The organism is Arthrobacter sp. RAF14, from assembly GCF_052114185.1.
Lineage (GTDB): Bacteria > Actinomycetota > Actinomycetes > Actinomycetales > Micrococcaceae > Arthrobacter_E.
On the sequence record NZ_JBFREG010000002.1, the window covers coordinates 187,329 to 212,651 of the forward strand.

Below are 25,323 nucleotides of genomic sequence, written 5' to 3' on the forward strand. Positions count from 1 at the left end.
GTCCCTCCCCTGTACGGCACGCGAAGTAACAGCTGACGCCCCTAAAACCTCGTTTTAGGGGCGTCAGCTGTTCTCTCGCGAGGGTCGTGGCGTGTCAGACCACCTGGACGCCCGCCTGCCAGACGGCCTGCGTCAGCGGCATGCCCGGGCGGTAGGCGAGGTGGGTGGCACTCGGGGCGTTGAGCAGATGAAGATCCGCACGGTGCCCGACGGCTATCGAACCGACCGCACGACGCCCCTCCACGTCTTCGCCCACTTCGCGGTGCAGGGCGAGCGCCCCGCCGAAGGTCGCGGCGCGCACGGCTTCGTGGACGCTCAGGCCCATCTGCAGCACCGCGGTGGTCACGCAAAAGTTCATGGCGCTCGTGTAGCTCGTGCCCGGGTTCAGATTGGAGGCGATCGCCACCTCGACGCCCGCATCCAACAGACGGCGTGCCGGGGCGAGGGGCTCCCGGGTGGAGAGATCGCAGGCGGGCAGGCACGTGGCGACCGTGCCGCGGGGGCCGTGGCCGCCGTCGTACGCTTCCCAGCTCGCGGCGAGGGCGGCGACGTCGGCGTCCTCCAGATAGTTCACGTGGTCCACGCTCGCGGCGCCGAGCTCGACCGCGAGGCGCACCCCGGCGCCCGGGCCCAGCTGATTGCCATGCACGCGCAGCCCCAGACCGGCCGCGGCGCAGGCCTCCAGCACGCGGCGCGACTGGGCCTCATCGAAGGCTCCGCGTTCGCAGAACACATCGGCCCAGCGCGCGTGGGGTGCGACGGCGGCGAGCATCGGCCCGACCACTTCGTCCACATAGGCCTCGGGGTCCGTACCCTTCGGGACCAGGTGTGCTCCGAGGAAGGTGACCTCATCCGCCACCTGGGCGGTGACCCGGGCCAGGGCCTCCTCGTGCTCGGTGCTCAGGCCGTAGCCGGTCTTCGCTTCCAAGTAGGTGGTGCCACCGCGCAGGGCTTCGGCACGTCGGGTGCGGGCGAGGTCCAGAAGCTCCTGGTCCGAGGCCTCGCGGGTGGCGTTCATGGTCACGCCGATGCCGCCGGCGCTGTAGCTCTCCCCCGCCATGCGGGCCTCGAACTCGGCCGTGCGGTCCCCGGCGAACACGAGGTGCGTGTGCGAGTCCACCCAGCCCGGAAGCAGCGCGCGGCCCTCGGCGTCGTTCACGGTGTCGGCTGCCGGGGCGTCGGAGGCCTGCCCGATCCAGGAGATCCGCTCCCCCTCGACGACGACGGCGGCGTCCTTGAGGACCCGGCGCTCACCGTCCTGGGTCATGAGTTCGGCGATGTTGGTGATCAGGAGGCTCATGGTCTCCATTCTGCCGGGGCCGCTCGGTCCCGTCCCGGTCTCCCCCGGACCCGTGTCCGGGATCCCGGACCAGCTGCCGCCCTCGTTAACCATCGATTGCTCCGTAGGTGTCGTTCTGAGGGCTCAGAACGACACCTACGGAGCAATGAATGGAAGGGCGAGGGTCAGGCGGACGCGGCGCGGGCCGCCACGAACGCCTGGACACACGCCTCCACGTCCTCGGCGCTGTGCCGTGCGGAGAGCTGGACGCGGATCCGGGCCGCACCGCGGGGGACGACCGGGAAGCTGAACGCGGTCACGAACACGCCGTGCTCCAGCATGGCCGAAGCGACCTTCGCCGCCACCACGGCATCGTGGAACATGACGGGGATGATCGCGTGCTCGCCGTCGAGCAGTTCGAAGCCCTCCTCCGTCATGCGGCGGCGGAACAGGGCGGCGTTCTCGAAGAGCTTCTCGCGGAGTTCCCCGGAATCCCGGACCAGTTCCAGCGCCTTGAGCGTCGCGGCGACGATGGCCGGCGCCAGGGAGTTGGAGAAGAGGTACGGACGGGCCTTCTGGCGCAGCATCGCCACGATCTCGGAGCGGCCCGACACGTAACCGCCGGACGCGCCTCCCAGCGCCTTGCCGAAGGTGCCGGTGTAGATGTCCACGCGGTCGCTGACGCCCGCGTGCTCCGGGGTGCCGGCTCCCGTCGGGCCCATGAAGCCGACGGCGTGGGAGTCGTCCACCATGACCAGGGCGCCGTATTTGTCCGCCAGATCGCAGATCTCACGCAGCGGTGCGAGGTACCCGTCCATGGAGAACACGCCGTCCGTCACGATCACCACGCGGCGCGCGGCGGGCTGACCCGGCGCGTCCGTGGTGGCTTCGCGGAGCTTGGCCTCGAGATCGGTCATGTCCTGGTTGGCGTACCGGAAGCGGCGGGCCTTGGAGAGCCGGATGCCATCGATGATGGAGGCGTGGTTCAGTGCGTCGGAGACGATCGCGTCCTCGGGGCCGAAGAGCGACTCGAACACGCCGCCGTTGGCGTCGAAGCAGCTGGAGAAGAGGATCGTGTCCTCGGTGCCGAGGAACTCGGAGACCTTGCGTTCGAGCTCCAGGTGGAGGTCCTGGGTGCCACAGATGAACCGGACGCTCGCCATGCCGAAGCCGTGGCTGTCCATGGCGTCCTTGGCGGCGGCGATGATCTCGGGGTGATCGGCCAGGCCCAGGTAGTTGTTGGCGCAGAAGTTGAGCACCTCGCGCGTGGGCCGGCCGAGCGGGCCGGCCGTGATCCGGTTGGACTGGGCCGACGTGATGTTGCGCTCTTCCTTGAAGAGGCCGGCGCTGCGGATGTCGTCGAGCTCCGTGGCGAGCTGGTCCTTGATGAGGCCGTACATGATGGTCCTTTCGGCGGTGGCCCGCGGGGTGGGCGCCCCCTTGCGAGCTTACGAGGATGAGGTGCGTGCGGGAAGGTCCGTCCCGCGGAGGACGACGGCGCGCGGAGGCGGCCGCGCGCCGTCGTCGTCGGCGAAGGGCTGCTAGATGTTCCGCCAGTCGAGCACGACCTTGCCGCCGTGCCCACCGCGGGCCGCCTCGAAGCCCTTCTCCCATTCGGTGGCGGGCAGGACGTCGGTGATGACCGCGGAGATGTTGCGGTGCAGGACCGGGTTGGAGGAGAGCATGGCGCTCATGGCGTACCAGGTCTCGAACATCTCGCGCCCGTAGATGCCCTTGAGGGTCAGCATGTGGGTGACGACCTTGCCCCAGTCGATGTCGATCGACTGGCTGGGCAGACCGAGCATGGCGATCCGGCCGCCGTGGTTCATGTTCTCGATCATCTCGGGCAGCGCGGTGGGATGACCGGACATCTCGAGGCCGATGTCGAAGCCCTCCCGCATGCCGAGCTCACGCTGGGCCTCGCTGATGCGGGTCTTGGAGACGTCGACGGCGAGGTCGACGCCCATGGACCGGGCCAGTTCGAGGCGGCTCGGCGAGACGTCGGTGATGGCGATCTTGCGGGCGCCGGCGTGGCGGGCCACCGCGATGGCCATCAGCCCGATGGGGCCGGCGCCGGTGATGAGAACGTCCTCGCCCACCAGGGGAAAGCTCAGGGCGGTGTGCACGGCATTGCCGAACGGGTCGAAGATGGCGCCGAGCTCCGGGGTCACGCTGGGGTCGTGGTGGACCCAGACGTTCTCCTCCGGGATGACGACGTACTCGGCGAACGCGCCGTCGCGCTGCACGCCCACGCTGGAGGTGTGGATGCACATCTGCCGGCGGCCCGCCCGGCAGTTGCGGCAGATGCCGCAGACCACGTGACCCTCGCCGGAGACGCGGTCCCCCACCTTGACGTCGCGGACGTCCTCGCCGACCTCCACGACCTCGCCGTAGAACTCGTGGCCGGCGATCAGCGGGGCATTGATGGTGCTCGCAGCCCACGCGTCCCAGGACTGGATGTGCAGATCGGTGCCGCAGATGCCGGTGGTGTGCACGCGGATCTTCACGTCCCCGGCGCCGGTGCCGGGTTCGGGGCGGTCCACGAGTTCGAAGCCGGGGTGTGCGCCGGACTTGTACAGAGCCTTCATGAGTCCCATTACAAGCCCTGAAATGGCTTAGAACAAGCTCAAGTATCTCACTCCTGAGTTAAGGATTTACTTAACCGTCCTCGCGGGGGCTGGCGCGACTTCATGCTCATGTCGTAACTTTGGTATTCCAAACTAAGTGAGCTTACCCACACGAGCCTCACCTCCCCGAGGAGACTCCCCATGTGCACCCATGACCACAACAGCACCGTCCAGCCGCCCAGCAACCTCCCCCGGCGCGGCATCCTCGCCGGAGCCGCCGCCCTCGCGGGCATCACGGCGGCCGGCATCGCCGCACAATTGGCGGGAGCCTCCTCGGCCGAAGCCGCCCCGCAAACCTCCGCCCTCGCCTACCCCGGACGCCCCCGCACCCCGGGTGCGATCATCATCGAGGGCGGCACCATCGTGGACCCGCTCACGGGCGGCGCGATCGAAGACGGCGTCCTGGTCCTCGACGGCGGTGAGGTGACCGCCGTCGGAAATCGGGATACCACTCGCAAGGCGGTGGCCGCCGTCGCCCGGCGTGCACAGAGGCTCAACGCGCACGGCCGCTGGGTGGTGCCCGGTCTGGTCGACGCGCACGTCCACGCCAACGGCCTCGAGGACGTCCGCCTGCACCTGCACAACGGCACCACGAGCGTCCGGAGCGGCAGCAGCAGCTTCTACCAGGACGTGGCCCTCGCCGCGCTGCCCGAGTGGGCGCCGGGCCTGTCCCCGCGCATGCTCGCCGCCGGCCTGTTCGTCTCCCCGGATCAGGGCGACTCGATCCTGGCCGACCCGGATCTGGCGCCCCTGGCCGGACTCAAGAACGGCATCCGGGACGTACACGACCTGGCGTACTTCACCCGGATCAATCTCGCCCGTGGTGCGCGCGTGATCAAGACCCGCGCGAATCCCCGTGCCGGAATCCCCGAGCAGGATCCCCGCGAGCTCGTCTACGGCCGGGACCAGATCGCCGCGATCGTCAAAGCAGCCCGTGGCGCGGGCGTGCTCTGCCACGCCTACAGTGCCGAGGGAATCGACGGCGCGGTCCGCGGTGGGGTCAAGAGCATCGAGCACGGCGTCTACCTCACGGAGGCCACGATCGCCGAGATGGTACGCCGTCGTACCTACTTCACCCCCACCCTGCAGGCGGTGGACAGCATGGCGGATGACCCCAATCCGATCCTCGCGGCCCGCGGCAAGGAATACACGCCCATCCACCAGGCCGCCGTCCGCGCCGCCCACGAAGCCGGCGTGACGGTGGTGGCCGGCACCGACTCCTTCGGCACCGAGGTGACGCCACTGGGCACCGAGGTACGCCGGTTGCACGAGGCGGGACTGTCCACGCTGGAATCCCTCCGCGCCGCGACCACCTACTCCGCGCGCCTTCTCGGTCTGGAAGGCAAGGCCGGCCGCTTCGCCCCGGGCTCCTTCGCCGACGCGGTCGTGGTGGACGCCGATCCGCTCAGCGACGGCACCGCCCTGGAGAAGGTGAACTCCGTGGTGGCCCAGGGGGTCGTGGTCCGCAACGGCCTCTGAGGTGGTTCGGGGGCGGTTCGGCGGCGGGCGCGGCCGTCCCGCCGACCTCGCCCCCTTGGGTCGCCGGCCCCGCCCCCTTGGTCGCCGAGTCCGCTACGGACGCCGCGAGTCCGCTACCACTCGTAGCTGATTCGCGCTGTCCATAGCGGACTCGGCCGAGCCGGTGAATGGCGGGCGAGGCGAAGGAGAAAGGTCGGCCTCACGGACGGCCGGACGGACACCCCACACTTCAGCTCTCCTAAATCGTGCGCTGGAACGATTTAGGATGTGCTCATGGATATCCGACAGCTTCAGGTCCTGCGCGAGCTGGGCGCACTCGGCAGCGTCAAAGCGGTGGCGGAGACCATGATGGTCACGCCCTCCGCGGTTTCCCAGCAGCTCATGCTCCTGCAGCGCAGCGTGAAGGTGCCCCTGACGCGCAAGGAGGGCCGGACTCTGGTTCTCACCGACGCCGGTGAGGTGCTCGCGGACGCGGGGGCCGCCGTCGTCGCCGCCATGGCTCAGGCGCATGCCGCGATCGACGCCTTCCAGGAGGCGCCGGACGCGTCGGTGACGGTGAGCGGTTTCCACTCCGCGGGGCAGGCGCTGTTCGCTCCCCTGGCGCGGGCGCTGTCCGGCGAGGGGCAGCCGCGCGTCCGCTTCACCGATGAGGACGTGGCGCAGCAGGACTTCCCCGCCCTGACGGCGCGGCACGATCTGGTCCTGGCCCATCGCATGGAGCACAGCCCGCCATGGCCGCGGGACCGGGTCGCGGTGATCGAGCTGACCCGTGAGCCGCTGGATGTGGCGCTTCCGGCGGACCATCCCCTGGCACGGCGCACGGAACTCACCGCCGCGGACGTGGCGGATGAGCCCTGGGTGACGAGCCGCCCCGGCTACTCGCCGGACGACGTCCTCACCGCGGTGGCGGCCCTGGCCAGCAGGCCGTTGGAGATCGTGCACCGCATCAACGACTACTCCACCGTCGCGGCATTGGTCGCCGACGGCGGTGTGCTCGGCCTGCTTCCCCGCTACACCTCGCGTGCGGCGCTGGGTCAGTCACTGCCGGAAGGAATCGTGCTGCGCCCCTTGCAAGGGCTGGACACCCGCCGCTGCATCGACCTCCTGGCCCGTCCGGAGGCGCTCGAACGCCGCAGCGTGCGACGAGTGGCCGAGGCGTTCCGCGAGGTCATGGGGGCGCTGGTGGGCTGAGGACGCCCGCACAGAGCCCACCCGCGCTGAGACCGCCCCATCAACTTGCGTGCTCAGTTGTTGCGGGTGTTTCTCGGCAACACCCGCAACAACTGAGCACACAACGCCTGAGCCCGACGGATCAGGCCGTCTGGCCCCGCTCGAAGTACTCGACGAGGTCCGGGTCCAGCGGCGGGACCGTCAGCGCCGAGCCGTCGCCGCGCAGCGATTCGGCCGCGAGGATGCCCGCCGCCACCGCCTGGCGCGCCGCCACCGGCGAGGTCTGGGTCTGGCCGCCGTCGCGGACGAAGCGCAGGAACTCCCCGATGAGCAGCGGATCCGCGCCGCCGTGACCGCCGTCGCCGTCGAGGATCTCCACCTCGAGGTCAGGCTCCACGAAACCGTAACTGGACCGCGTGTTCCAGACCTTGATGGTCTCCCCCGGGCCGTCCCCGAAGTTCTCCATGCGGCCCTCGGTCCCGATCACGGTGTAGCTGCGCCAGTAGTCCGGGGTGAAGTGGCACTGTTCGTAGGAGGCCAGCACCCCGTTGTCCAGGACCATGTTCATCATGGAGATGTCCTCGACGTCGATCTCCTCGGCCAGGTCCGTCTGCGCCGCGGGCGGCCAGTTGTCCACCGAGAACCAGTCCCCCATGCGGCGGTCCGAGTTGTCCCGGCGGCTCGTGACGTCGCCGTAGACCGCCAGTTTCCCGATCGCCGACACCCGAGCCGTGTAACCCCCGGCGAGCCAGTGGATCACATCCAGATCGTGGGCGCCCTTCTGGAGCAGGAGGGTGTTCACATTGCGGCGCTGGGCGTGCCAGTCCTTGAAGTAGTAATCCCCGCCGTTGCCCACGAAGTGCCGGCACCACACGGCCTTGACTTCACCGATCAGACCCTGTTTGATCAGGTCCCGCATCTGGGTCACCACCGGCATGTGCCGCATGTTGTGGCCCACATACAGCCGGGTGCCGGTCTCGCGCGCCGTCGTGAGGATGGAATCGGCGGCTTCCAGGGAGATGTCCAGCGGCTTCTCGCAGAACGTCGCGATGCCGGCCTTGAGCGTCTGGACCGCGACGGCGGCGTGCTGGCTGTCCGGAGTCAGGACCAGGACGGCGTCGACGCCGGAATCCAGCACGTCCTGAAGGTCGCCGGTCACCGTGACACCGGGGAGCGCCTTGGCGGCGTCCGCCCGGCCACGTTCACTCGTGTCGCAGATGATGGTGACGCGCGATCCTTCGCCAGGCTTGTGGGCGTGACGCCACAGGCCGGAGCGCAGGCCGAAGCCGACGACGGCTACGGAGAGATCCATGAGGGTAGTTCCTTTGCTGTTGGCCCGCGATCCAGGTGCGGAGGCGGGTGATGTCGCCGGTCCGTTCAGACCGGCTTTCCTGTTGATGCGCGTTCCCAGACTTCCCAGGGGAAGTCATGCAGCTCCCCGACGGGGCGCCGCTCCGTGGCCAGCTCGACCATGAGCTCGGCCACCCGGCCCAGAAGATTCCGGGGGCCCACACTGGTGAGGCCCGGCGTGAGCCGTTCGCCGGCCAGGGTGTTGCCCACCCCGGCGATGGCGATGTCCTCGCCGACCACGAGGCCCAGACTCTGGGCCGCGTGCACGGCGCTGATGGCGATGTAGTCGCTCGTGGCGTACACGGCGCGGGGCCGGTCCTCCGGGGTCAGGAGCTTCAGAGCCCCGGCATACGCCGATTCCGGGGATCCGTCGATGTCCGCCACGCGGTTCACCGGAGCGACCCGGCCGCGGTCGGCCAGTGCGGCGTGGAACACCCCGGGCCGCCCTCGGTCCGTCCGGGAGGCGCCCGGCCCCAGGCACGCGACGTCGTCCCAGCCGTCCAGCAGGTGGTCCACCAGCGCCCGGCAGCCGTGCAGATCGTCCGAGCGGACCACGTCGTAGCCGTCCGGTTCCACCGTGCTGTCGAACACCAGCAGCTTCAGACCGCGGCTGGCGAGACCTGCCAGTGCGCTGCGCTGCGCCGGTTTCACGGCATCGATGAACACGGCGTCCGCCTGAGTCCGTTCCAGGGCGACGTTCCAGTCATCGTCCGCCATGATCAGCGGGGTCAGACCGTGCTGCCGTGCCAGGGAGCTGACCGCGTCGACCACCTCCAGGGACCAGGGGTCCTGAAGCATCGTCATGGAGAGCAGCACCGTCTGGGTCTTCCCGGTGCGCACCGCTCGCGCCGCCTGGTTGGGGCGGTAGCCGAGTTCCTCGGCCGCATCCCGCACCTTCCGGGTGGTCTCCTCCTTCACCCCGGGGCCTTTGGCGCCCGAGCCGCGGCCGGAGAGGACATAGGAGACCGTGGCGGTGGAGACACCGGCCAGGTCGGCCACCATGCGGATCGTGGGCCGGACCGCCGTGTGCGGAGCATTCCCGGACCCGGCCGTGGTGTCCGTTCCTGTCGCCGTGCGTTCGCTCATGATCTGACCTCTTCCCCCCGGATGCCCCGGAACCGACTCGCCCCGCCCGTGCGGTGGACCTGCGGCAACTCTAGCCACAGGCTCCACCGCACGGGTGTCACGCCATGCCTACTGCCGGAAGACCGGCACGTCGGACGGCAGCTGGGACTGGTACTCGTCCCGGATCTTGTCGCCGCCGTCGTTCTTCCAGCGCTTCACCGCGTCCTTGAGATCGCCCACCTTGGCGCGGCCCGTGATGATGTCCACCACCTTGTCCCGGAGCTGCTTGGTGATCTTGGCGCCCACCTTGGAGTTGGTGTCCGAGTAGGTGCCGTTGGTCGGGTTGCGCCAGGCCAGCTCCAGCAGCTTCTTCTCCTGCTGGTAGATGTACTTGGTGTCGTCATCGAAGCCGGGGTTGAAGACCACGTTCTCCGGGCTGGACATGATGTTCAGGGCCGAGGCCAGACCGGGGATGTTGGTGCCGCCGGACTGGGTGAACACCGGGTTGCCCTCGGAGTCCACGGTGAAGTCCTGGCCCTCGGTGCCGAAGTTCTTCTGCATGTACTCGGCCGTGCCGAACGGCGCGGACAGGTAGTTGATGAGGGAGAGCAGTTCGCGGATCTTGCCTTCGTCGGCCTTCTTGAAGGGCGTGAAGCCCACGGTGCCGTAGCCCATGTCGTAGGTCGGCTTCACCTTGCCGTCCGCGCTGAACGGCACCAGGATGTCGAACGCCTGATCCTTGTTGAACGCCCGGTACGCCTTGAGGTCGTGCGGGCCCACCAGGACCTGCGCGGCGACACTGCCGTTGGCCACGCGGTTACGGATGTCCGGGACGTTGACGTCCGGGTAGAACACTCCGGCGGAGAACATCTTCGCCACGAACTCCACGCCGGCCTGGTACTCGTCCGTCTCGTAGAGGTGGGTCAGGGTGCGGTCCTTGTTCACGGCCCAGCTGTTGGGCGCTCCGTACCACTCGGTGACCATGTGGAGGACGTTCACGTAGGCGGGTTCCAGGGCGTACTTCTTCTCCCCGGGCCGCGTCAGTTCCTTGGCCTTCTCGAGGAATTCGTCCGCGGAGGCGGCGGTCAGGCCGCCCACCTTGCCCCAGACGTCCCGACGGCCGGCCATGATCTGGCCGAACGGGGTGCTCGGGATGGGTGCGCCCCAGATCTTGCCGTTGACGACGGCGGTCTTCCAAGAGTCGGGCTTGAGGGCCGCGAGGTTGGGGTACTCGAGGACGGCGTCACCGGAGAGGTACTTGGTGAGGTCCTGGAACTTCGCCTCCAGCATGGGGCCGACGTTCGGGATGCCCTGGTTCGGCGGGACCCACATCATGTCCGGGAGATCGTCGCTGGCGAGGACGGTGGCGAACTTCGCCGGGTAGCCGTCGCCGATGTCCTCGGCGATCTGCAGCTCCAGCTCACCGCCGAGCGCCTGGTTGAGACGCTGCCAGAAAGCGTTGTCCTTCATGCCAGGGCTCATGGTCTCGAAGGTCTCGGTGAGACCCGTGACCTTGCCCTTGAGCGGCTTCTCCTTCACGGAGACCACCGACTTGGGCAGCTTGAAGAAGGCGGCCTGCAGGCCCTTGGCGTCGCCCGCCAGGTCCGGGGTGACCCCGGTGAATTCCTTGTAGGTGGGGAGCTTGACCCCGGCGGAGGCGGCCGCGCCGCCGCTTCCGCTGGAGCTGCCGCCGCCACAGGCCGAGAGACCCACGGAGGCGACGGCCAGGCCCGCCAGGCCCAGGAAGCCACGGCGGCTGACGCCGGGGGATGCGAGAGTGCTCATAGGAGTGCCTTTCATTGACAGGTGAGCTGGGTGGGAGGGAGGAACGGTCAGCCCTTCACCGCGCCCGTGAGGACGCCCTTGGTGAAGTGCTTCTGGAGGAACGGGTAGACCAGGAGGATCGGGACGAGCGCCACGACCACCACGGCCATCTGGATCGACTGGCTCGGCGGGACCGAGGAGACTCCCAGTCCGTCCGCGGCACCGGAGCCCTGGACCACGAAGTTGCGGAGCAGGAGCTGGATGGGCCACTTGGCGTGGTCGTTGATGTAGAGGAGGGCGTTGAAGAAGGAGTTCCAGAACGCCACGGCGTAGAAGAGCCCGACGACGGCGATCACGGCCTTGGAGAGCGGCAGCACGATGCGCCAGAGGATCTGCCAGTCGCTGGCGCCGTCGATCCGCGCACTTTCGATGAGCTCCGTGGGGATGTTCATGAAGAAGGAGCGCATCACCACGAAGTTGAAGGCGCCGAAGATGCCCGGAAGGATCAGCGACCACAACGAATCCAGGAGCCCGAGCTGCCGGATCATGAGGAAGCTGGGGATCAGGCCCGGAGCGAAGAGCAGGGTGAACAGGACACCCAGGATGACCGGGCGGCCGAAGAGCACGGGACGGCTGGTGGCGTACGCCATGGTGATGGTCACGAAGAGCGCCAGCGCGGTGCCCACGATCGTGATGAAGGCGCTCACCCCGAGGGAACCGATCACCATGGGCCCGGCGAAGATCGTCTGGTACGCCTTGATGGTGGGGCGTTCCGGCCAGAGGACGAACCCTCCGGCCTGGGCGAGCTGCTGGTCATCGGCCAGGGAGGTGGCGACCACCAGCAGGATGGGGATCAGGATCGAGGCGCTGAACAGCACCAGGACCACGGCCTTGATGAGCTGGTAGAGGACGGAAGGACGTTCCTTCCAGGCGGGGCGGCGGGTGTCGCGTTCGGCGGCGGCCCGAGAGCGCGCGGCCCGGCGGGCGGCGAGGCTTCCGCGCGGGGCGGTCTCCTCAGCCGTCTCCGTATTCTGCGAAGTGAGCGTGGTCATCAGCCGACCTTCCTGGCGAAGATCCCGTCTTCGCCGAACTTGTGGGCCAGGGAGTTGGCTCCCCAGATGAGCAGCAGGCTGACCAGGCCCTTGGCGAGGCCCGCGGCGGCGCCGGAGCTCCAGCCGCCGCCGACCACGCCGGTGTAGTACGTGAAGGTGTCCAGCACTTCCGCGGCGCCCGCGCCGACGGCGTCGCGCTGGAGGATGAACTGTTCGAAGCCGACCGAGAGGATGTCGCCGATCCTGAGGATGAGCAGGAGGATGATGACGGGCCGCAGGCCGGGCAGCGTGATGTGCCACATCCGGCGCCAGCGTCCGGCGCCGTCGGCGGCGGCCGCCTCATACAGGGAGACATCGATGCTCGCGAGCGCGGCCAGGAAGATGATCATCGCCCAGCCGGCGTCCTTCCAGATCATCTGGGCGACCACCAGCACCGGGAAGGTGTCCGGGTTGGTCATGAAGGGGATGGGGTCCATCCCGAACTGGCGCAGCGTGTTGTTCACGAATCCCGCGCCTCCGAGCATCTGCTGGAACAGCGCGATCACCAGGACCCACGAGAGGAAGTGCGGCAGGTAGGCGATGCTCTGGAAGATGCGGCGCACCCGGATGCTCATGAGCGAGTCCACGATCAGCGCGAGGACCAGCGGCACTGGGAAGAGGAAGACCAGTTGCCAGGCGGCGAGGTAGAGCGTGTTCCAGAGCGCGTGCAGGAAGTCCGGGTTGTTGAACAGATCGATGAAGTTCTGCCAGCCCACCCATTCGCTGTCCGGGATGCCCAGATACGGCTGGTAGTCCTGGAAGGCGATCACATTGCCGAAGATGGGGATGTAGAAGAACAGCAGCAGGAAGACGATGCCGGGCACCATCATCAGCAGCATCTGCCGATCCTGCCGGAGGCGGACGCGGAACGGCTTCTTGCCGCCGCGGTCCGTGGTCGACGACGACGGCGGCGGACCCTTCCGCTGGGCTGCGAGTGTCATGGGGCTCCTCGTGAGTCCAGGGCTGCCGGGGATGCAGCCTGCGCTCTCAAAACGTTGTTAATCGATTAATTACTTAATCGATTAACTGATCGTATGTGACGCAGGTCTCAGGCGCAAGAGATGACGTGAAGGAGTTTGGGAACGGCGCCGAGGTCACCGTTGTGTGCTCAGTTGTTGCGGGTGTTCCGGAACAACATCCGCAACAACTGAGCACACAACGGGATGGGAGGGTGCCCGGCTCAGAGCCTTCCGGCGAGGTCCCGTCCGGCCTTCAGGCCCGTGAAGATGCAACCGCCCAGGAAGGTCCCTTCGAGTGCGTTGTAGCCATGAGCCCCTCCGCCGCCGAATCCGGCCGCCTCCCCCACGGCGTACAGCCCGGGCACGGGGTGGCCGTCCCCGCCCAGCACGCGGGAGGCGAGATCCGTCTGCAGACCTCCCAGACTCTTCCGAGTCAGGATGTGGAGCTTCACGGCGACGAGCCCGTCCCTCGGATGACCTGACTCGTCGAGGAACAGATGCGGCCGGGCCACCCGGACCAGCCGGTCCCCCAGGTACCGGCGCGCGTTATGGACACTCTGCGCCTGGGCGTCCTTGGAGAACGGGTTGCGGAACTCCGCGTCGCGCTGCCGGATGGCGTCCATGAGCGCGTCCTCACGCACCGGCGCCTCCGGAGCGATCCGGTTCATGGCCCGTACGAGGCCCGCCACCGAATCCGCCGACACGAAGTCCGGCCCGTGGTCCAGGAACGCCTGGACGGGCCCGGAGAGACCGCCACCCAATCGGGTCTTCAGCAGCAGTTTCCGGTCGCGGTTCGTGATGTCAGGGTTCTGCTCGGAGCCGGACAGCGCGAACTCCTTGGCCAGGATGCTCCGGCTCACGATGAACCAGGAATGGTCGTGCTCCGCGAGTTCCGGCGTGCTGCGCAGCAGGCGGAGCGTGCCGAGCGTGTCATGCCCCGGGAGCCCCGGCACGGGCAGTCTGCGGCCGAGGGCGTCGAGCCACAGGGGCGACGGACCCGGCAGGATCCGGATCCCATGAGACGGCCAGACGGGGTCCCAGTTCCGGATCCCCTCGGTGTAGTGCCACATCCGGTCACGGTTCACCAGGCGGGCGCCGGCGGCCTCCGCCGGGGCGTACATGCTTCCGTCCACATAGGCGGGAACTCCGGTGATCATCTCCCGCGGCGGCGTGCCCAGCCGTGCGGGCCAGAACTGCCGCACCAGCCGGTGATTTCCGCCGATCCCACCGCTGGCCAGCACCACCGCCTGAGCCCGCAGCTCGAAGGTCCCCACCGTCCCGGCTGGACTCGCTGCGCCGCGCGGCCCGGCGTCGTCGGCCAGGAGATCGCCCTGCACGCCGACGACGGCGCCGCCCTCCACGAGCAGGCCGCGCACCTTGTGGCGGTGCAGCAGCGTGGTGGTCCCGTCCTCGGCGGCGGCGCGGGCCGCCGAGGCGAAGGGCGCCACGACGCCCGTCCCGGTCCCCCAGGCGATGTGGAAGCGGGGAACGGAGTTACCGTGGCCGCCCACATGGCCGTCACCGCGTTCCGCCCAGCCCACCACCGGGGTGAGGTCGATCCCGGCTTCGCGGAGCCAGGCCCGCTTCTCCCCCGTGGCGAATTCGACGTAGGCACGCCCCCAGCGCTGCGCCCACGCATCCTGATCACCCGGACCGTCCGTGCGGTCCCAGGCGGCGCTCCCCTGCCAATCGCGCCAGGCGAGGTCGAAGGAGTCCTTGACGCGCAGACGGCGCTGCTCGGGACTGTCCACCAGGAAGAGCCCTCCGAAGGACCACCAGGCCTGGCCCCCGAGATCCTGAGGCCCCTGCTGATCGAGGATGATCACGCGTTTTCCGGACCGGGAGAGCTCGCGGGCGGCGACCAGCCCGGACAATCCGTGGCCCACCACGATGACGTCAGCGTCCATGCTGGCAGTCTACGCCGGGCCCCTCCCGCCGCGAAGGAGCAGTTGATGCCCGTAAAAACCCCGGGAAAGGGCACGAGCTGTTCCCTCGCGGAGGTCGGTGCACAGGCTCAGTCCAGGGCCGCGGGCCGCAGGACGAGCACGGTGGCGTCGTCCGCCACCTCTCCGATCCGGGCCTGTTCGCGGCGCAGCTCCGTCAGTGTCTCGAGGGCTCCGACAGGCGTGCCGACGCGGTCCAGGAACTCCTCGGGCGAGCTCACCAGGGCCAGGTCGACGGCGCGCCAGGCGCCGTCGCTGACGAGTGCCACGAGCGCTGGCCGGGGCAGCCGCACCACCTCGGCGTGCTGGGCGGCCTCGGGTTCGCGGCGGGCCACCCAGAGATTGCCCTCGGTGTTGCGCAGCTCGCGGTCGCGGCGCAGCAGCCGGCGGCGTTCCTCCGGGTCCGGATCCTGCGCGGCCAGCTCGGCGTCGACCCTCCGGTCGGCCTGTTCCGCCAGCACGACCGTGGTGCCGCCTTCCTGGCCGCGGACGAGCACGCGGCAATCGGCCAGGGACGCGATCTCCACGCCGTCGTCATTCAGGTGCGCCAGGGAGACGGCGGCGCTCGGGAACCGCAGCCGCTCACCACCCACGAGCGGCTGGGCCACGGCGTCGATCCTCCGGAGCGCCGCGGCGAGCCGGTCCCGGGCGCTCAGGGAACCGGACATCTCGCCCGTGCCCACTCGGGACAGCGAAGTCGTCAGCGCCTGCGTCAGCCATTGAGGATCCGTGGCGGCCGGCAGCCCCAGAGGCTCCAGGAGCGTGGTGGCCCCGTCGATGATCCAGGCGTCCGGACCGGCGAATCCGCAGCCGTCCTCCTGGGGATGGGCGTCGCCCTCCGACTGGACGCGGGCCACGACTTCCCAGGTATGCCTCATGGCTCCATTAAAGGCCCGGGCGGCGCGGCGCCCGGAGGTGCCGCGCCGCCCGAGGTCCGATCAGCCCTTGAGCAGGTCCGGATGCTGAGCGGCGACCACATTCGGGTGCGCCCGCACGCGGTAACGCAGGGCGTTGTCGCCGTAGGTCTCGAGGATCGGGCTGTCATTGGGGTCCACCGAGAGACCCCGTGCCTTCTCCTGGAACTCCGGGCTGACGGCCAACTGCGGCATGCGCGCGTCGAGCGCCGGGTTGTAGAAGAACGGCACCGAGATCCGGTCGGTCCCGCGCAGCGGCGAGATGACGCGGTGCAGCGTGGCCTTGAGGTAACCGTTGGTGGCGAGTTCGAGCATCTCGCCGATGTTCACCACGAAGCTTCCCGGCACCTGCGGCGCGTCGATCCAGGCGCCGTCATGCTCCACCTGGAGACCGCCCTTCCCCGGCTCCACGAGCAGCAGGGTCAGCACGCCGCCGTCGCGGTGGGAACCGACGCCCTGCTTGGGGTCCGGGTCCGACTCACCGGGGTACCGGACGATCTTCAGCACCGGGAAGGCGCGGGAGGCGAAGGCCTCGTCGAAGGTGTCCTCCGGCGCGCCGAGCGAGAGCGCCAGGGCCCGGAGCAGTTCGAGGGAGATCTCGCTGAGCCGGTCCATCCACTCGGTGACGATGCCGCGCATCTCGGGCAGCGCCTCGGGCCAGAGGTTCGGGCCTTCGAGCCGCCAGTAGTCCGCGACGCCCTCGCCCGCGGGGACCGTCTCGCGGTCCACCCCGACGTCGATCTGCTCGCGCCAGTCGACCTCACCGGCGGTCAGTTCGCCACCCATGCGGGTGTAGCCGCGGAACTGCGGGCTGTGGATGTTCTCCAGTGCCAGCTTCTGCTCCTCCGGCAGCTCGAAGAAGCGCCGGGAGATGTCCAGGATGGCATCCGTGAGCTCCTGAGGAACGCCGTGGCCTGACAGGTAGAGGAACCCCACCTCGTGCATCGCGTCCCGCAGATCGTCGCGGAAGCGGGCCGCCTCCTCCGGTCCGGCGCTCAGACGGGAGAAATCGAGGATGGGCAAAGTTTCGAGAGCCACCGCATAATCCTTTTCACGTTACATTGCAAGCCGAAGCCTGTATTGGCTCCAATGTTACGCTCGCTTGGGCGGCCCGCCCATTGCCGCGTCACGGAAGGTCATGAAGTTGCCGGGGCGAAGAGGGGTGGCTTGCGAGCATTCTTGTTAAACGATTGACAAGTGAGTGACGAGCGTGACGATAATTCCTCGACGGCCCGACGACGGACCGTTCCATCGAGAGCACTCAGGGAGAAGACATGCGGTTGACCATCCACAAACGTCTCAGTGCAGTGATCGCGCTCGGCCTCACAGCCGTCGCCGGCAGTCCCGGAATCCCCGCCCACGCCCAGACCTTCGGCGGCAACGAATTGCTGTCCTGGACGGTCAGTTCCGCCCCCAGCGCGGGCCTGAGCTCCGTGACCTTCCCCATCACCGTGGCACCGGCGACGGCACGCCGGGCGGGCACCTATTTCGCCATGCAATACGGCTTCACAGGCCAGAACGACGTCGGCTACACCGGCCTGCAGCCCCGGCCCGACTCCCAGGGATCCGGCCGTCTCCGCGGGGTCTTCTCGTCCTTCATCCCCGGCACCACCTCGACCGACCCCAACTGCACGCCCGGCGCCGACGGTGGTCCCGGCGTGAGCTGCGGGCTGGAATTCAACGCCGTCTACGGCCACACCTACAACATGGTGGTGCAGAAGACCGGCGCCGACACCTGGAGCGGGACCGCGGTGGACACCACCACGGGCCGGGGCACCCACATCGGCAGCTACACCTTGCCCGCAGGCTCCGGGAACCTGAAGCCGACGCAGTCCGGATTCGTCGAGTATTACGACGTGCCGAGCTGCTCCAAGCAGCAGAAATATGACGTGACGTTTGGGGCGCCGTCGTCCGGGGCCCTGAGTGGAAGCACCACCTGGGTCAAGGAGTACGGCGACTGCCTCGGCTACGGCAACACCACCGTCACCACGGTCGGCGCCGGTGTGCGGATCACCCGCGGCACGATGGGCTGAGGGACCTCCCCTCGGCGAAACGCCGCGGCCGGTCCGGGAACGCCGACGGCCGGTGGGCCGGAGATCATCTCCGGCCCACCGGCCGTCACGTCGTTCCGGGAAGGACTAGCCCTCCACGCCCAGCTTCTCCAGGATCAGCTCGCGCACACGCCCGGCGTCCGCCTGGCCACGCGTGGCCTTCATGACGCCGCCGACGATCGCGCCGATCGCCTGGACCTTGCCGCCGCGGATCTTCTCCGCGACATCCGGCTGAGCGGCCAGGGCTGCATCGATGGCTTCCAGCAGGGGGCCGTCATCGGAGACCACGGCCAGCCCACGGGCCGCCACGATCTCCTCGGGCGTGCCCTCGCCCGCCAGGACGCCGTCCAGCACCTCGGACGCCATCTTGTTGTTGATCTTGCCGGCCTCGACCAGACCGTTGACCTGCACGATCACGTCCGGGGTGATGCCCAGCTCGCCGGGATCCACCTCGGCGACCTTGGCGCGGCCCACCACTTCGCCCATCCACCACTTGCGGGCGGCCGACGGCTTCAGACCTGCGGCCACGGTCTCCTCGATCAGGTCCATGACGCCTGCGTTCACCACGTCACGGAACTCCAGATCCGAGTAGCCCCAGGCGGCCTTGAGACGCTTGCGGTGTTCGGCGGGGGGCTCCGGCAGGGTCGCGCGCAGCTCTTCCACCCACTCACGCGAGGCGACGACGGGAACCAGGTCGGGCTCCGGGAAGTAGCGGTAGTCGTCGGCGTCGCTCTTCGGGCGGCCCGACGTCGTCGTGCGCGTGTCCTCGTGCCAGTGGCGCGTCTCCTGCACGACCTTCTCGCCCGACTCCAGGACGGCGCCGTGGCGCTGGATCTCGAAGCGGACCGCGTGCTCGACGGCGCGCAGCGAGTTCACGTTCTTGGTCTCGGACCGCGTGCCGAACTTCTCCTGGCCGATCGGCTTGAGGGAGACGTTCGCATCGCAGCGGACGTTGCCGCGCTCCATGCGGGCATCGGAGACACCCAGGTTCTTCACGATCTCGCGGACCGCGGCCACGTAGGCCTTGGCCAGCTCGGGAGCGCGCTTGCCCGCACCCTCGATCGGCTTGGTGACGATCTCCACGAGCGGCACACCGGCGCGGTTGTAGTCCACCAGGGAGTAGTCGGCGCCCTGGATGCGGCCCGCGGCTCCACCCATGTGGGTCAGCTTGCCGGCATCCTCCTCCATGTGGGCGCGCTCGATCTCCACGCGGAACACCTCGCCATCCTCCAGCTCGATGTCGAGGTACCCGTCGAAGGCGATGGGCTCGTCATACTGCGAGGTCTGGAAGTTCTTGGGGGTGTCCGGGTAGAAGTAGTTCTTCCGGGCGAAGCGGCACGTCTCGGCGATCTGGCAGTTCAGGGCCAGGCCGATCTTGATGGAGGACTCCACCGCGGCCTTGTTGACCACGGGCAGGACGCCGGGCAGGCCCAGGTCCACCTCGTTGACGTTCGTGTTGGGCTCGTCCCCGAACTCGTTGGGGGCGGAGGAGAACATCTTGGTCTTGGTGTTCAGCTCGACATGCACCTCGAAGCCGAGCACGGGCTCGTACTTCTCGAAGACGGAGTCGTAGTCCAGGATCTCGTCGGCGGACATTACTTGGCACCTCCCAGTACAGGGGCCTGCGCCAGCAGCGGGCCGCCCCACTTCTCTTCCAGCAGCTTCTCCAGGGCACCGGCGGCACGGTACAGACGGACGTCCTGACGCGCCGGGGCGAGGAACTGGATGCCCACGGGCAGGCCGTCCTCGTCCGCGAGGCCACCGGGGATGGAGATGCCCGGGACACCGGCCATGTTCGCCGGGATGGTCGCCACGTCGTTGAGGTACATGGCCAGCGGGTCGTCGACCTTCTCGCCCAGCTTGAACGCCGTGGTGGGCGCCGTCGGAGAGATCAGCACGTCGGCCTGGGCGAACGCGGCGTCGAAGTCACGCTGGATGAGCGTGCGGACCTTCTGCGCCGAGCCGTAGTAGGCGTCGTAGTAGCCGGCGGACAGGGCGTAGGTGCCCAGGATGATGCGGCGCTTGACCTCGTCACCGAAGCCGGCGGCGCGGGTGGCGCCCATGACGCGCTCGATGGTCATGGGGCCGTCCTCCGGGAGAGCCCGCAGACCGAAGCGCACGCCGTCGAACTTGGCCAGGTTGGAGGACGCCTCGGACGGCATGATCAGGTAGTAGGCGCCCAGGGCGTACTGGAAGTTGGGGCAGGAGACCTCGACGATCTCGGCGCCCGCAGCCTTGAGCAGCTCCAGGGACTCGTTGAAGCGGTTCTCGACGCCGGCCTGGTAGCCCTCGCCGTGCAGCTCCTTGATGATGCCGATCCGCAGGCCCTTGACGTCACCGCTCGCAGCGGCGGCGGCCAGGCCGGTCCAGGACTCCTTGAGGGAGGTGGAGTCATACGGGTCATGCCCGCCGATCACCTCGTGCAGCAGAGCGGAGTCCAGCACGGTGCGGGACACCGGGCCGATCTGGTCCAGCGAGGAGGCCATGGCGATGGCGCCATAGCGGGAGACGCCGCCGTACGTCGGCTTCACGCCGACGGAGCCGGTCACCGAGGCGGGCTGACGGATGGAGCCACCGGTGTCCGTGCCGAGGGCCAGCGGCGCCTCGAACGCGGCGACGGCGGCAGCGGAACCGCCGCCGGAACCACCGGGGATGCGGTCCAGGTCCCACGGGTTGCGAGTGGGGCCGTAGGCCGAGTGCTCCGTGGAGGAGCCCATGGCGAACTCGTCCAGGTTGGTCTTGCCGAGGATCGGCATCTTCGCGGCGCGCAGCTTCTTCACGACCGTGGCGTCATACGGGCTGTGCCAGCCCTCGAGGATCTTGGATGCGGCGGTGGTGGGCTGGCCCACGGTGACGATCAGGTCCTTGACGGCGATCGGGACACCGGCGAGCGCGTGGAGCTCCTCGCCTGCGGCACGGGCGGCGTCCACCTCGGCGGCGACGTCGAGCGCCTCCTGGGTGTTGACGTGCAGGAAGGCGTTCACCTCACCGTCGACCTCGGCGATGCGGTCCAGGTGCGCCTGCGTGACCTCGACGGCCGACAGTTCCTTGGCGGCGAGCTTCTCAGCGAGCTGCGCGGCGGTGGAGTGGATGATCTCCTGGGTCATGGCTTACTCCTCATCCAGGATTGCGGGGACCTTGAAGCGGTTCTCGTCGGCGTCGGGCGCGCCGGAGAGTGCCTGCTCAGCGGTCAGTACATGCCCCACCACGTCCTCGCGGAACACATTGCTCAGCGGGATGGGGTGCGAGGTGGCGGGCACATCGGCACCGGCGACCTCACTGACGGACTTGACGGAGTCGACGATGACGGCCAGTTCGCCGGCCATACGGTCAAGCTCCTCATTGCTCATCTCAATGTGAGCGAGACGCGCCAGATGCGCGACGTCGTCACGATTGATCGCAGCCATGGATCTCCCCTGCAATTGGTGAAAAGGTTTCCAGTCCAGTTTAGTCACTCCGCCACGCCCCGACCGACCGTGGCGCGGGTGCGAGGTGGGCGGGACGCCGGACTGCCGGTTTCGGTGCTCTGTTTTCCTTTCGGTGCCCCCATTGGCGCACCGAAAGGAAACTCGGGCGCCGAAACCGGGAGACGGGTGAGGAGGGGTGGGCACGGCCGGTTCTCGCAACCGGGGCTGGCTCGGCGCACCCCTAGGATGTGGACCATGCAGCCTCTGCCGGACGACATCGCCCTCCATGTCCCCACCTCGGACGACGTCGGCCGTGTCCACGAGCTCTACAGCGACCCGGACGTCTGGCGCCATGCGCCCCACGGACGGCACGTCGCGGTGGTGACCACACGACGCATGGTCGAACGGTGGGTGTCGGACTGGGAGAACCACGGACTCGGCTCGTGGCTGGTGGAGGACGCCGTCACCGGCGAACTGCTCGGCAACGCAGGCTGCTCCCTGCGGAACGGCGCCCACTGGAACCTGGGATACCGGTTCGCTCCCGCGGCGCAGGGCAGGGGCATCGCCACCCGGGTAGCTCGCTTGGCGCTGGCGGCGGCGTGGGAGAAGGATCCCGGGATTCCGCGGGTGGCGTCGATCCTCGAACACAACGGCGCTTCGGTCGCCGTGGCGGTCCGCGCAGGGCTCACGCTCCAGTTCCGTGGCCTCGACGTCGGCAACCCGGACCCATCCGCCGTCCGGCTCCTCTACGCCGACCGGCCGCTGGACCCGGCCAAGGTGAGGCTCATTCTGGGCCACTGAACGGCCTTGGCTGGGCGCCCTTGTTGACGTCGGGCTCCTCAATGGGGGCGCCCGACGTCAACAAGGGCGCCCGAACCGGGCAAGCGACGTGCGCAGCACCACGAGCACGACGGCGGACAGCGTGAGCGCCGTCGCCGCCCACTGGCCGGGCGACGGCCACGGTCCGAGTCCCGCGAGCGCCGCAGCGGCCCCCACGACGGGCGGGACCGCCAGGCCCAGCAAGGCCGAGTACGTGGCGCCGGCCGCGGCGAGGATCCGATGCTGCAAGAGGTACGCAGGGACGTAGACCACCACCCCGAGAATCACGAGGGAGAACAGCGCGCCCGGGGTGATCGTCCCTCCGCCCAGGAGATCAGCCCCGGCCCATACGAGCAACGGCAGGCAACCGAACCCGAAGATCGGGAGGATCCGGGGCGCCATCGGGCCGGAGTACCCGGCGTTGGCACGGGCGAAGTGCACGCCGTACCAGGCCATGGACGCCATTCCCGCGACACCCGCGGCGATGCCGAGCCCGAGGGACTCCCCGTTCTCCCCCGGTGGCTTCTGGATCACGTAAAGGGCCGCGCCTGCCATCGCGACCAGCGCCACGGCCAGGAACCACACGCCGGGAGACCTCCGGTCCAGTGCTGCCTCGACCACCATGACGGTCAGCGGGGTGCCGACCATGATCAGGGCGGCGACGGCGGCGCCCGCGAAGTGGATCGCCGCGGTGGAGAAGATCGTGTAAGCGCTCACCCCGGTGAGAGCCAGGATGACGGTGGTGCCGCGCCGCATTCTCGGGACGGCCACGCGACCACCCGTGCCGGCGCCCTGCCTCCGGGTCACGAGCGCGCTCAGCAGGGCCAGGCCCCCGACCGTGAAGACCGTCCTCCCGGCCGATGCCACGGCCACGGAGGTCCCCGTCAGGGTAAGGGCGACAAGGATCCAGGTCGAGGCCAGGAGGAGCACCAGCAGCACCGAGTCCACAGCCAGACGCCACGGCTTCATCGCCGCCTGTCCCGCCACACCGCACCCCGCTCCACTGACGATCCTGCGCCGCCCACGACGACGGCGTTCACCCGGCACCCGCCGGCACGCCCAGTCAATCACGGGACACGGCGGCCGCTGTGCAGGATGCGGCTACCGGTAGTCCGCGGCCCGCTCGCGGGCGACCTCGAGCAGTGTCGAGTGGAAGGCCACCTCCGCAGGCGCGTAGACCTTGTCCTGCCGCTGGGCCAGGAACACCCTGCGCTTCGGGGCGGAGGGTCCCAGGCTGATCACTTTGACGTCGGGATGCTGGAGGGCCACGGCAGTCCTGGGCACCATCGCCACTCCCATGCCGACGCTGACCATCGCCTGGGCCTCCTGGTAATCATTGGCGAGGAATCCGATGGCCGGCTCGAATCCTGCGTCGTGAGCCGAACGCTGCAGCACCTCGACCACGGGATGCGCGTCGGCACGGACGATCCAGGACTCCTTGCGGAGTTCCTCCATGGAGACCTCGTCCCGGTCGGCGAGCGGATGGCTGCGGGAGACCAGGAGGACGGTCCCCTCGTCGAAGACCTCGGTGATCCGGATCGAATCGTCCTCGAACCGGTTCCACGGGTAGTCCCACAGGAGGCACAGCCCCATGGCCCCCGAGTGCAGCCCGTCCAGCAGCTCGTCGAACCGCGCGCTCCGGACGGACAGGCTGATGGCCGGATACCTCTTCTTGAAGGTCCGGATGACCACGGGCAGGAAGGAACCCGCCAGCGTGGGAAACGTCCCGATGGTCAGGGATCCGCGCTTCAAGCCGGCGAGTTCGGCGAGGTCCGCGTGCGCCGCCTGCATCTGAGCGATGATCTTCCGGGCGTGGCCGGCCAGGAGCTGCCCCGCCTCCGTGGGCACCACGCCCCGGGACTTCCGGCTGAGCAGGGGCTGACCGACCTCCTGCTCCAGCTTGCGCAATTGCTGTGAGACGGCGGACGGCGTGTACATCAGAGTCTCCGCCGCGGCCGTCACCGACCCCTGCTCCACGACTTCCACGAGGAGCGCCAACCGGCGGATGTCGAACAGGTCGTCACTTCGATCGTTCAGCATTGCTTCACCCTCCTCGAGATTCGTTTCATTCTATGCATTCCGGCCTACTGTCCACCTCCGTCAGGGGACGTTTTACACAAAGGAACGTCGAAAAGAGGACGTGGACACCTCACACCACCAGTGAATGAAGAAGTTCTACATAACCCCTCAACTATCCAACATTGTCTTCAAGTGTGATCTGCGTCAATCTCGAATCACCCGGGATTTCACTGACCATCACTGAAGGCAAGGACCATCTCATGAAGATCGAAGCAGAGTGGATGCGCGGAGGCACCAGCAAATGCTGGGTCTTCGAGAGCGCGCAGCTCGGTGCGGCTTCCGCCGGACCGGATGTGCTGCTTCCACGACTGTTCGGCAGCCCGGACAGCCGCCAGATCGACGGCGTCGGCGGCGCCACCTCGACCACCAGCAAAGCGGTCATCCTGGATCGCCCCGTCGGCGGAGACGTGGACGTCGAGTTCACCTTCGCCCAGGTCGGCATCGAAGAGGCCTCGGTCGACTGGGGCAGCAACTGCGGTAACTGCTCCGCCGTCGTCGGGCTGTACGCCATCGAAAAGGGGTGGGTGGTGCCCACCGGGGACGTCACCCGGATCGTCACCCGCAACACCAACACCGGGCAGATCATCGTCCAGGACGTGTCCACCCCGTCCGGGGCGCTGCCGATCGTCCCCCAGGCGGAGATGCCGGGCGTGCCCTTCCCGGGCTACCGGGTGGGCCTCGGCTTCCGCGATCCCGCGGGCAAGACCACCGGCGCACTGCTTCCCACCGGATCGCCGTCGGATGTCCTGACGGTCGCCGGCATCCGCTGGACCGTGTCGATGGTCGACGCCGGAGCGCCGCTCGTCATCCTCCGTGCCGAGGATCTCGGCCTGGACCCGGAGCGCCACGACGGCTGGAGCGACGCGGTCGTCCCGCAACTGGATGTTCTGGACGGCATCCGACGCGCTGCCGCGGTGCGCATGGGCATGGCCCGCACCCCGGAGGAGGCGGCACGGGCCGTGCCCAAGCTCGCCGTCGTCGCGCCCCCCGCATCCTCCGACGCGGACAGCGACCTCAGCGTCATGATGCTCTCGATGGGCAAGCCCCACCCGGCGCTGGCCATCACCGGCAGCATCGCCCTGACTCTCGCCGCGCGGACGCCCGGCACCCTGCCCGCCGAAGCGGTCCACGTGGCCCCCGGCGCCACCCTCCGGCTGAGGACACCCGCCGGGGTCATCGAAACCTGGTCCGAGGAACGGAACGGCTCGCTGCTCATCGGCGTCGACCGCACCGCCCGCACCATCGCCAGCACCGTCATCCACCTTCCGGAGGTCCTCGGCAGCGCCGTCGACGCCTCCTTCGCCGGCGCCACTCAATGAGGAGAAA

The 25,323-nt window shown here is 68.8% G+C and carries 21 protein-coding genes; 5 read left to right on the top strand and 16 right to left on the bottom strand.

Annotated features, from left to right (window positions below; all coding sequences use genetic code 11):
* Positions 1-94: 94 nt before the first annotated feature.
* The 3 genes from hutI to tdh form a co-directional block, all read right to left on the bottom strand.
* Positions 95-1,300 (bottom strand): imidazolonepropionase, encoded by a 1,206-nt coding sequence (gene hutI / locus AB4Y75_RS08515; RefSeq protein ID WP_441435440.1) that lies wholly within the window; start codon positions 1,298-1,300, stop codon positions 95-97.
* A gap of 164 nt (positions 1,301-1,464) precedes the next feature.
* Complete coding sequence (locus AB4Y75_RS08520; RefSeq protein WP_441435441.1) at positions 1,465-2,679, bottom strand: glycine C-acetyltransferase; 1,215 nt, start codon at positions 2,677-2,679, stop codon at positions 1,465-1,467.
* A 141-nt stretch (positions 2,680-2,820) separates the two neighbouring features.
* Positions 2,821-3,867: an L-threonine 3-dehydrogenase gene (gene tdh / locus AB4Y75_RS08525; protein WP_441435442.1), complete on the bottom strand. Its 1,047-nt coding sequence runs from the start codon at positions 3,865-3,867 to the stop codon at positions 2,821-2,823.
* A gap of 180 nt (positions 3,868-4,047) precedes the next feature.
* On the opposite strand from tdh, the gene AB4Y75_RS08530 reads away from it, so the two are divergent.
* On the top strand, positions 4,048-5,385 hold the full coding sequence (locus AB4Y75_RS08530) for an amidohydrolase family protein (RefSeq protein WP_441435443.1): 1,338 nt from the start codon (positions 4,048-4,050) through the stop codon (positions 5,383-5,385).
* Positions 5,386-5,658: 273 nt separating this feature from the next.
* Positions 5,659-6,576: a LysR family transcriptional regulator gene (locus AB4Y75_RS08535; RefSeq protein ID WP_441435444.1), complete on the top strand. Its 918-nt coding sequence runs from the start codon at positions 5,659-5,661 to the stop codon at positions 6,574-6,576.
* A gap of 121 nt (positions 6,577-6,697) precedes the next feature.
* Here the strand turns inward: AB4Y75_RS08535 and AB4Y75_RS08540 are convergent, their stop codons facing one another.
* The 8 genes from AB4Y75_RS08540 to AB4Y75_RS08575 form a co-directional block, all read right to left on the bottom strand.
* On the bottom strand, positions 6,698-7,867 hold the full coding sequence (locus AB4Y75_RS08540) for a Gfo/Idh/MocA family protein (RefSeq protein WP_441435445.1): 1,170 nt from the start codon (positions 7,865-7,867) through the stop codon (positions 6,698-6,700).
* 65 nt (positions 7,868-7,932) lie between these two features.
* Positions 7,933-8,991 (bottom strand): LacI family DNA-binding transcriptional regulator, encoded by a 1,059-nt coding sequence (locus AB4Y75_RS08545; protein ID WP_441435446.1) that lies wholly within the window; start codon positions 8,989-8,991, stop codon positions 7,933-7,935.
* A 108-nt stretch (positions 8,992-9,099) separates the two neighbouring features.
* Positions 9,100-10,755 (bottom strand): sugar ABC transporter substrate-binding protein, encoded by a 1,656-nt coding sequence (locus tag AB4Y75_RS08550; protein WP_441435447.1) that lies wholly within the window; start codon positions 10,753-10,755, stop codon positions 9,100-9,102.
* 47 nt (positions 10,756-10,802) lie between these two features.
* Positions 10,803-11,786, bottom strand: a complete 984-nt coding sequence (locus AB4Y75_RS08555; RefSeq protein ID WP_441435448.1) for a carbohydrate ABC transporter permease — start codon at positions 11,784-11,786, stop codon at positions 10,803-10,805.
* Positions 11,786-12,766 carry an ABC transporter permease gene (locus AB4Y75_RS08560; protein ID WP_441435449.1) on the bottom strand — a complete coding sequence of 327 codons (981 nt, stop codon included), beginning with the start codon at positions 12,764-12,766 and terminating at the stop codon, positions 11,786-11,788. The genes AB4Y75_RS08555 and AB4Y75_RS08560 overlap by 1 nt, the downstream gene beginning before the upstream one ends.
* Positions 12,767-13,005: 239 nt before the next feature.
* On the bottom strand, positions 13,006-14,691 hold the full coding sequence (locus AB4Y75_RS08565; protein WP_441435450.1) for an FAD-binding dehydrogenase: 1,686 nt from the start codon (positions 14,689-14,691) through the stop codon (positions 13,006-13,008).
* 107 nt (positions 14,692-14,798) lie between these two features.
* Positions 14,799-15,605, bottom strand: coding sequence for a hypothetical protein (locus AB4Y75_RS08570; RefSeq protein ID WP_441435451.1), 807 nt, complete (start codon positions 15,603-15,605; stop codon positions 14,799-14,801).
* A gap of 60 nt (positions 15,606-15,665) precedes the next feature.
* Positions 15,666-16,679: an isopenicillin N synthase family dioxygenase gene (locus AB4Y75_RS08575; RefSeq protein WP_441435452.1), complete on the bottom strand. Its 1,014-nt coding sequence runs from the start codon at positions 16,677-16,679 to the stop codon at positions 15,666-15,668.
* A gap of 236 nt (positions 16,680-16,915) precedes the next feature.
* On the opposite strand from AB4Y75_RS08575, the gene AB4Y75_RS08580 reads away from it, so the two are divergent.
* Positions 16,916-17,674, top strand: a complete 759-nt coding sequence (locus AB4Y75_RS08580; RefSeq protein WP_441435453.1) for a DUF3472 domain-containing protein — start codon at positions 16,916-16,918, stop codon at positions 17,672-17,674.
* A gap of 105 nt (positions 17,675-17,779) precedes the next feature.
* On the opposite strand, the gene gatB is transcribed toward AB4Y75_RS08580, so the two are convergent.
* Genes gatB through gatC form a run of 3 tightly spaced genes read right to left on the bottom strand, consistent with a single transcriptional unit; the run spans position 17,780 to position 21,099 of the window.
* A complete protein-coding gene (gene gatB / locus AB4Y75_RS08585) occupies positions 17,780-19,288 on the bottom strand; it encodes an Asp-tRNA(Asn)/Glu-tRNA(Gln) amidotransferase subunit GatB (RefSeq protein WP_441435454.1) in 1,509 nt (502 codons plus the stop codon).
* Positions 19,288-20,799: an Asp-tRNA(Asn)/Glu-tRNA(Gln) amidotransferase subunit GatA gene (gene gatA / locus AB4Y75_RS08590; RefSeq protein WP_441435455.1), complete on the bottom strand. Its 1,512-nt coding sequence runs from the start codon at positions 20,797-20,799 to the stop codon at positions 19,288-19,290. The genes gatB and gatA overlap by 1 nt, the downstream gene beginning before the upstream one ends.
* A 3-nt stretch (positions 20,800-20,802) precedes the next feature.
* Positions 20,803-21,099, bottom strand: coding sequence for an Asp-tRNA(Asn)/Glu-tRNA(Gln) amidotransferase subunit GatC (gatC, locus tag AB4Y75_RS08595; protein ID WP_107002106.1), 297 nt, complete (start codon positions 21,097-21,099; stop codon positions 20,803-20,805).
* A 255-nt stretch (positions 21,100-21,354) separates the two neighbouring features.
* On the opposite strand from gatC, the gene AB4Y75_RS08600 reads away from it, so the two are divergent.
* On the top strand, positions 21,355-21,900 hold the full coding sequence (locus tag AB4Y75_RS08600; RefSeq protein WP_441435456.1) for a GNAT family N-acetyltransferase: 546 nt from the start codon (positions 21,355-21,357) through the stop codon (positions 21,898-21,900).
* Between the two features lie 57 nt (positions 21,901-21,957).
* On the opposite strand, the gene AB4Y75_RS08605 is transcribed toward AB4Y75_RS08600, so the two are convergent.
* Together AB4Y75_RS08605 and AB4Y75_RS08610 are read right to left on the bottom strand one after the other, a co-directional pair.
* On the bottom strand, positions 21,958-22,905 hold the full coding sequence (locus AB4Y75_RS08605) for a DMT family transporter (protein ID WP_441435457.1): 948 nt from the start codon (positions 22,903-22,905) through the stop codon (positions 21,958-21,960).
* Between the two features lie 114 nt (positions 22,906-23,019).
* Positions 23,020-23,958, bottom strand: a complete 939-nt coding sequence (locus AB4Y75_RS08610; RefSeq protein ID WP_441435458.1) for a LysR family transcriptional regulator — start codon at positions 23,956-23,958, stop codon at positions 23,020-23,022.
* A gap of 239 nt (positions 23,959-24,197) precedes the next feature.
* On the opposite strand from AB4Y75_RS08610, the gene AB4Y75_RS08615 reads away from it, so the two are divergent.
* Entirely contained in the window at positions 24,198-25,316 is a 1,119-nt protein-coding gene (locus AB4Y75_RS08615; RefSeq protein ID WP_441435459.1) for a PrpF domain-containing protein, read from the top strand.
* Positions 25,317-25,323 lie beyond the last annotated feature (7 nt).

What these genes read in the sequence shown, in the direction of transcription:
- AB4Y75_RS08610 (WP_441435458.1), bottom strand. Translation starts at nt 23,958, where the DNA reads ATGCTGAACGATCGAAGTGACGACCTGTTCGACATCCGCCGGTTGGCG.
- gatB (WP_441435454.1), bottom strand. Translation starts at nt 19,288, where the DNA reads ATGTCCGCCGACGAGATCCTGGACTACGACTCCGTCTTCGAGAAGTAC.
- AB4Y75_RS08545 (WP_441435446.1), bottom strand. Translation starts at nt 8,991, where the DNA reads ATGAGCGAACGCACGGCGACAGGAACGGACACCACGGCCGGGTCCGGG.
- AB4Y75_RS08540 (WP_441435445.1), bottom strand. Translation starts at nt 7,867, where the DNA reads ATGGATCTCTCCGTAGCCGTCGTCGGCTTCGGCCTGCGCTCCGGCCTG.
- hutI (WP_441435440.1), bottom strand. Translation starts at nt 1,300, where the DNA reads ATGAGCCTCCTGATCACCAACATCGCCGAACTCATGACCCAGGACGGT.
- gatC (WP_107002106.1), bottom strand. Translation starts at nt 21,099, where the DNA reads ATGGCTGCGATCAATCGTGACGACGTCGCGCATCTGGCGCGTCTCGCT.
- AB4Y75_RS08555 (WP_441435448.1), bottom strand. Translation starts at nt 11,786, where the DNA reads ATGACCACGCTCACTTCGCAGAATACGGAGACGGCTGAGGAGACCGCC.
- AB4Y75_RS08560 (WP_441435449.1), bottom strand. Translation starts at nt 12,766, where the DNA reads ATGACACTCGCAGCCCAGCGGAAGGGTCCGCCGCCGTCGTCGTCGACC.
- AB4Y75_RS08580 (WP_441435453.1), top strand. Translation starts at nt 16,916, where the DNA reads ATGCGGTTGACCATCCACAAACGTCTCAGTGCAGTGATCGCGCTCGGC.
- gatA (WP_441435455.1), bottom strand. Translation starts at nt 20,799, where the DNA reads ATGACCCAGGAGATCATCCACTCCACCGCCGCGCAGCTCGCTGAGAAG.
- AB4Y75_RS08530 (WP_441435443.1), top strand. Translation starts at nt 4,048, where the DNA reads ATGTGCACCCATGACCACAACAGCACCGTCCAGCCGCCCAGCAACCTC.
- AB4Y75_RS08520 (WP_441435441.1), bottom strand. Translation starts at nt 2,679, where the DNA reads ATGTACGGCCTCATCAAGGACCAGCTCGCCACGGAGCTCGACGACATC.
- AB4Y75_RS08565 (WP_441435450.1), bottom strand. Translation starts at nt 14,691, where the DNA reads ATGGACGCTGACGTCATCGTGGTGGGCCACGGATTGTCCGGGCTGGTC.
- AB4Y75_RS08535 (WP_441435444.1), top strand. Translation starts at nt 5,659, where the DNA reads ATGGATATCCGACAGCTTCAGGTCCTGCGCGAGCTGGGCGCACTCGGC.
- AB4Y75_RS08600 (WP_441435456.1), top strand. Translation starts at nt 21,355, where the DNA reads ATGCAGCCTCTGCCGGACGACATCGCCCTCCATGTCCCCACCTCGGAC.
- tdh (WP_441435442.1), bottom strand. Translation starts at nt 3,867, where the DNA reads ATGAAGGCTCTGTACAAGTCCGGCGCACACCCCGGCTTCGAACTCGTG.
- AB4Y75_RS08570 (WP_441435451.1), bottom strand. Translation starts at nt 15,605, where the DNA reads ATGAGGCATACCTGGGAAGTCGTGGCCCGCGTCCAGTCGGAGGGCGAC.
- AB4Y75_RS08615 (WP_441435459.1), top strand. Translation starts at nt 24,198, where the DNA reads ATGAAGATCGAAGCAGAGTGGATGCGCGGAGGCACCAGCAAATGCTGG.
- AB4Y75_RS08550 (WP_441435447.1), bottom strand. Translation starts at nt 10,755, where the DNA reads ATGAGCACTCTCGCATCCCCCGGCGTCAGCCGCCGTGGCTTCCTGGGC.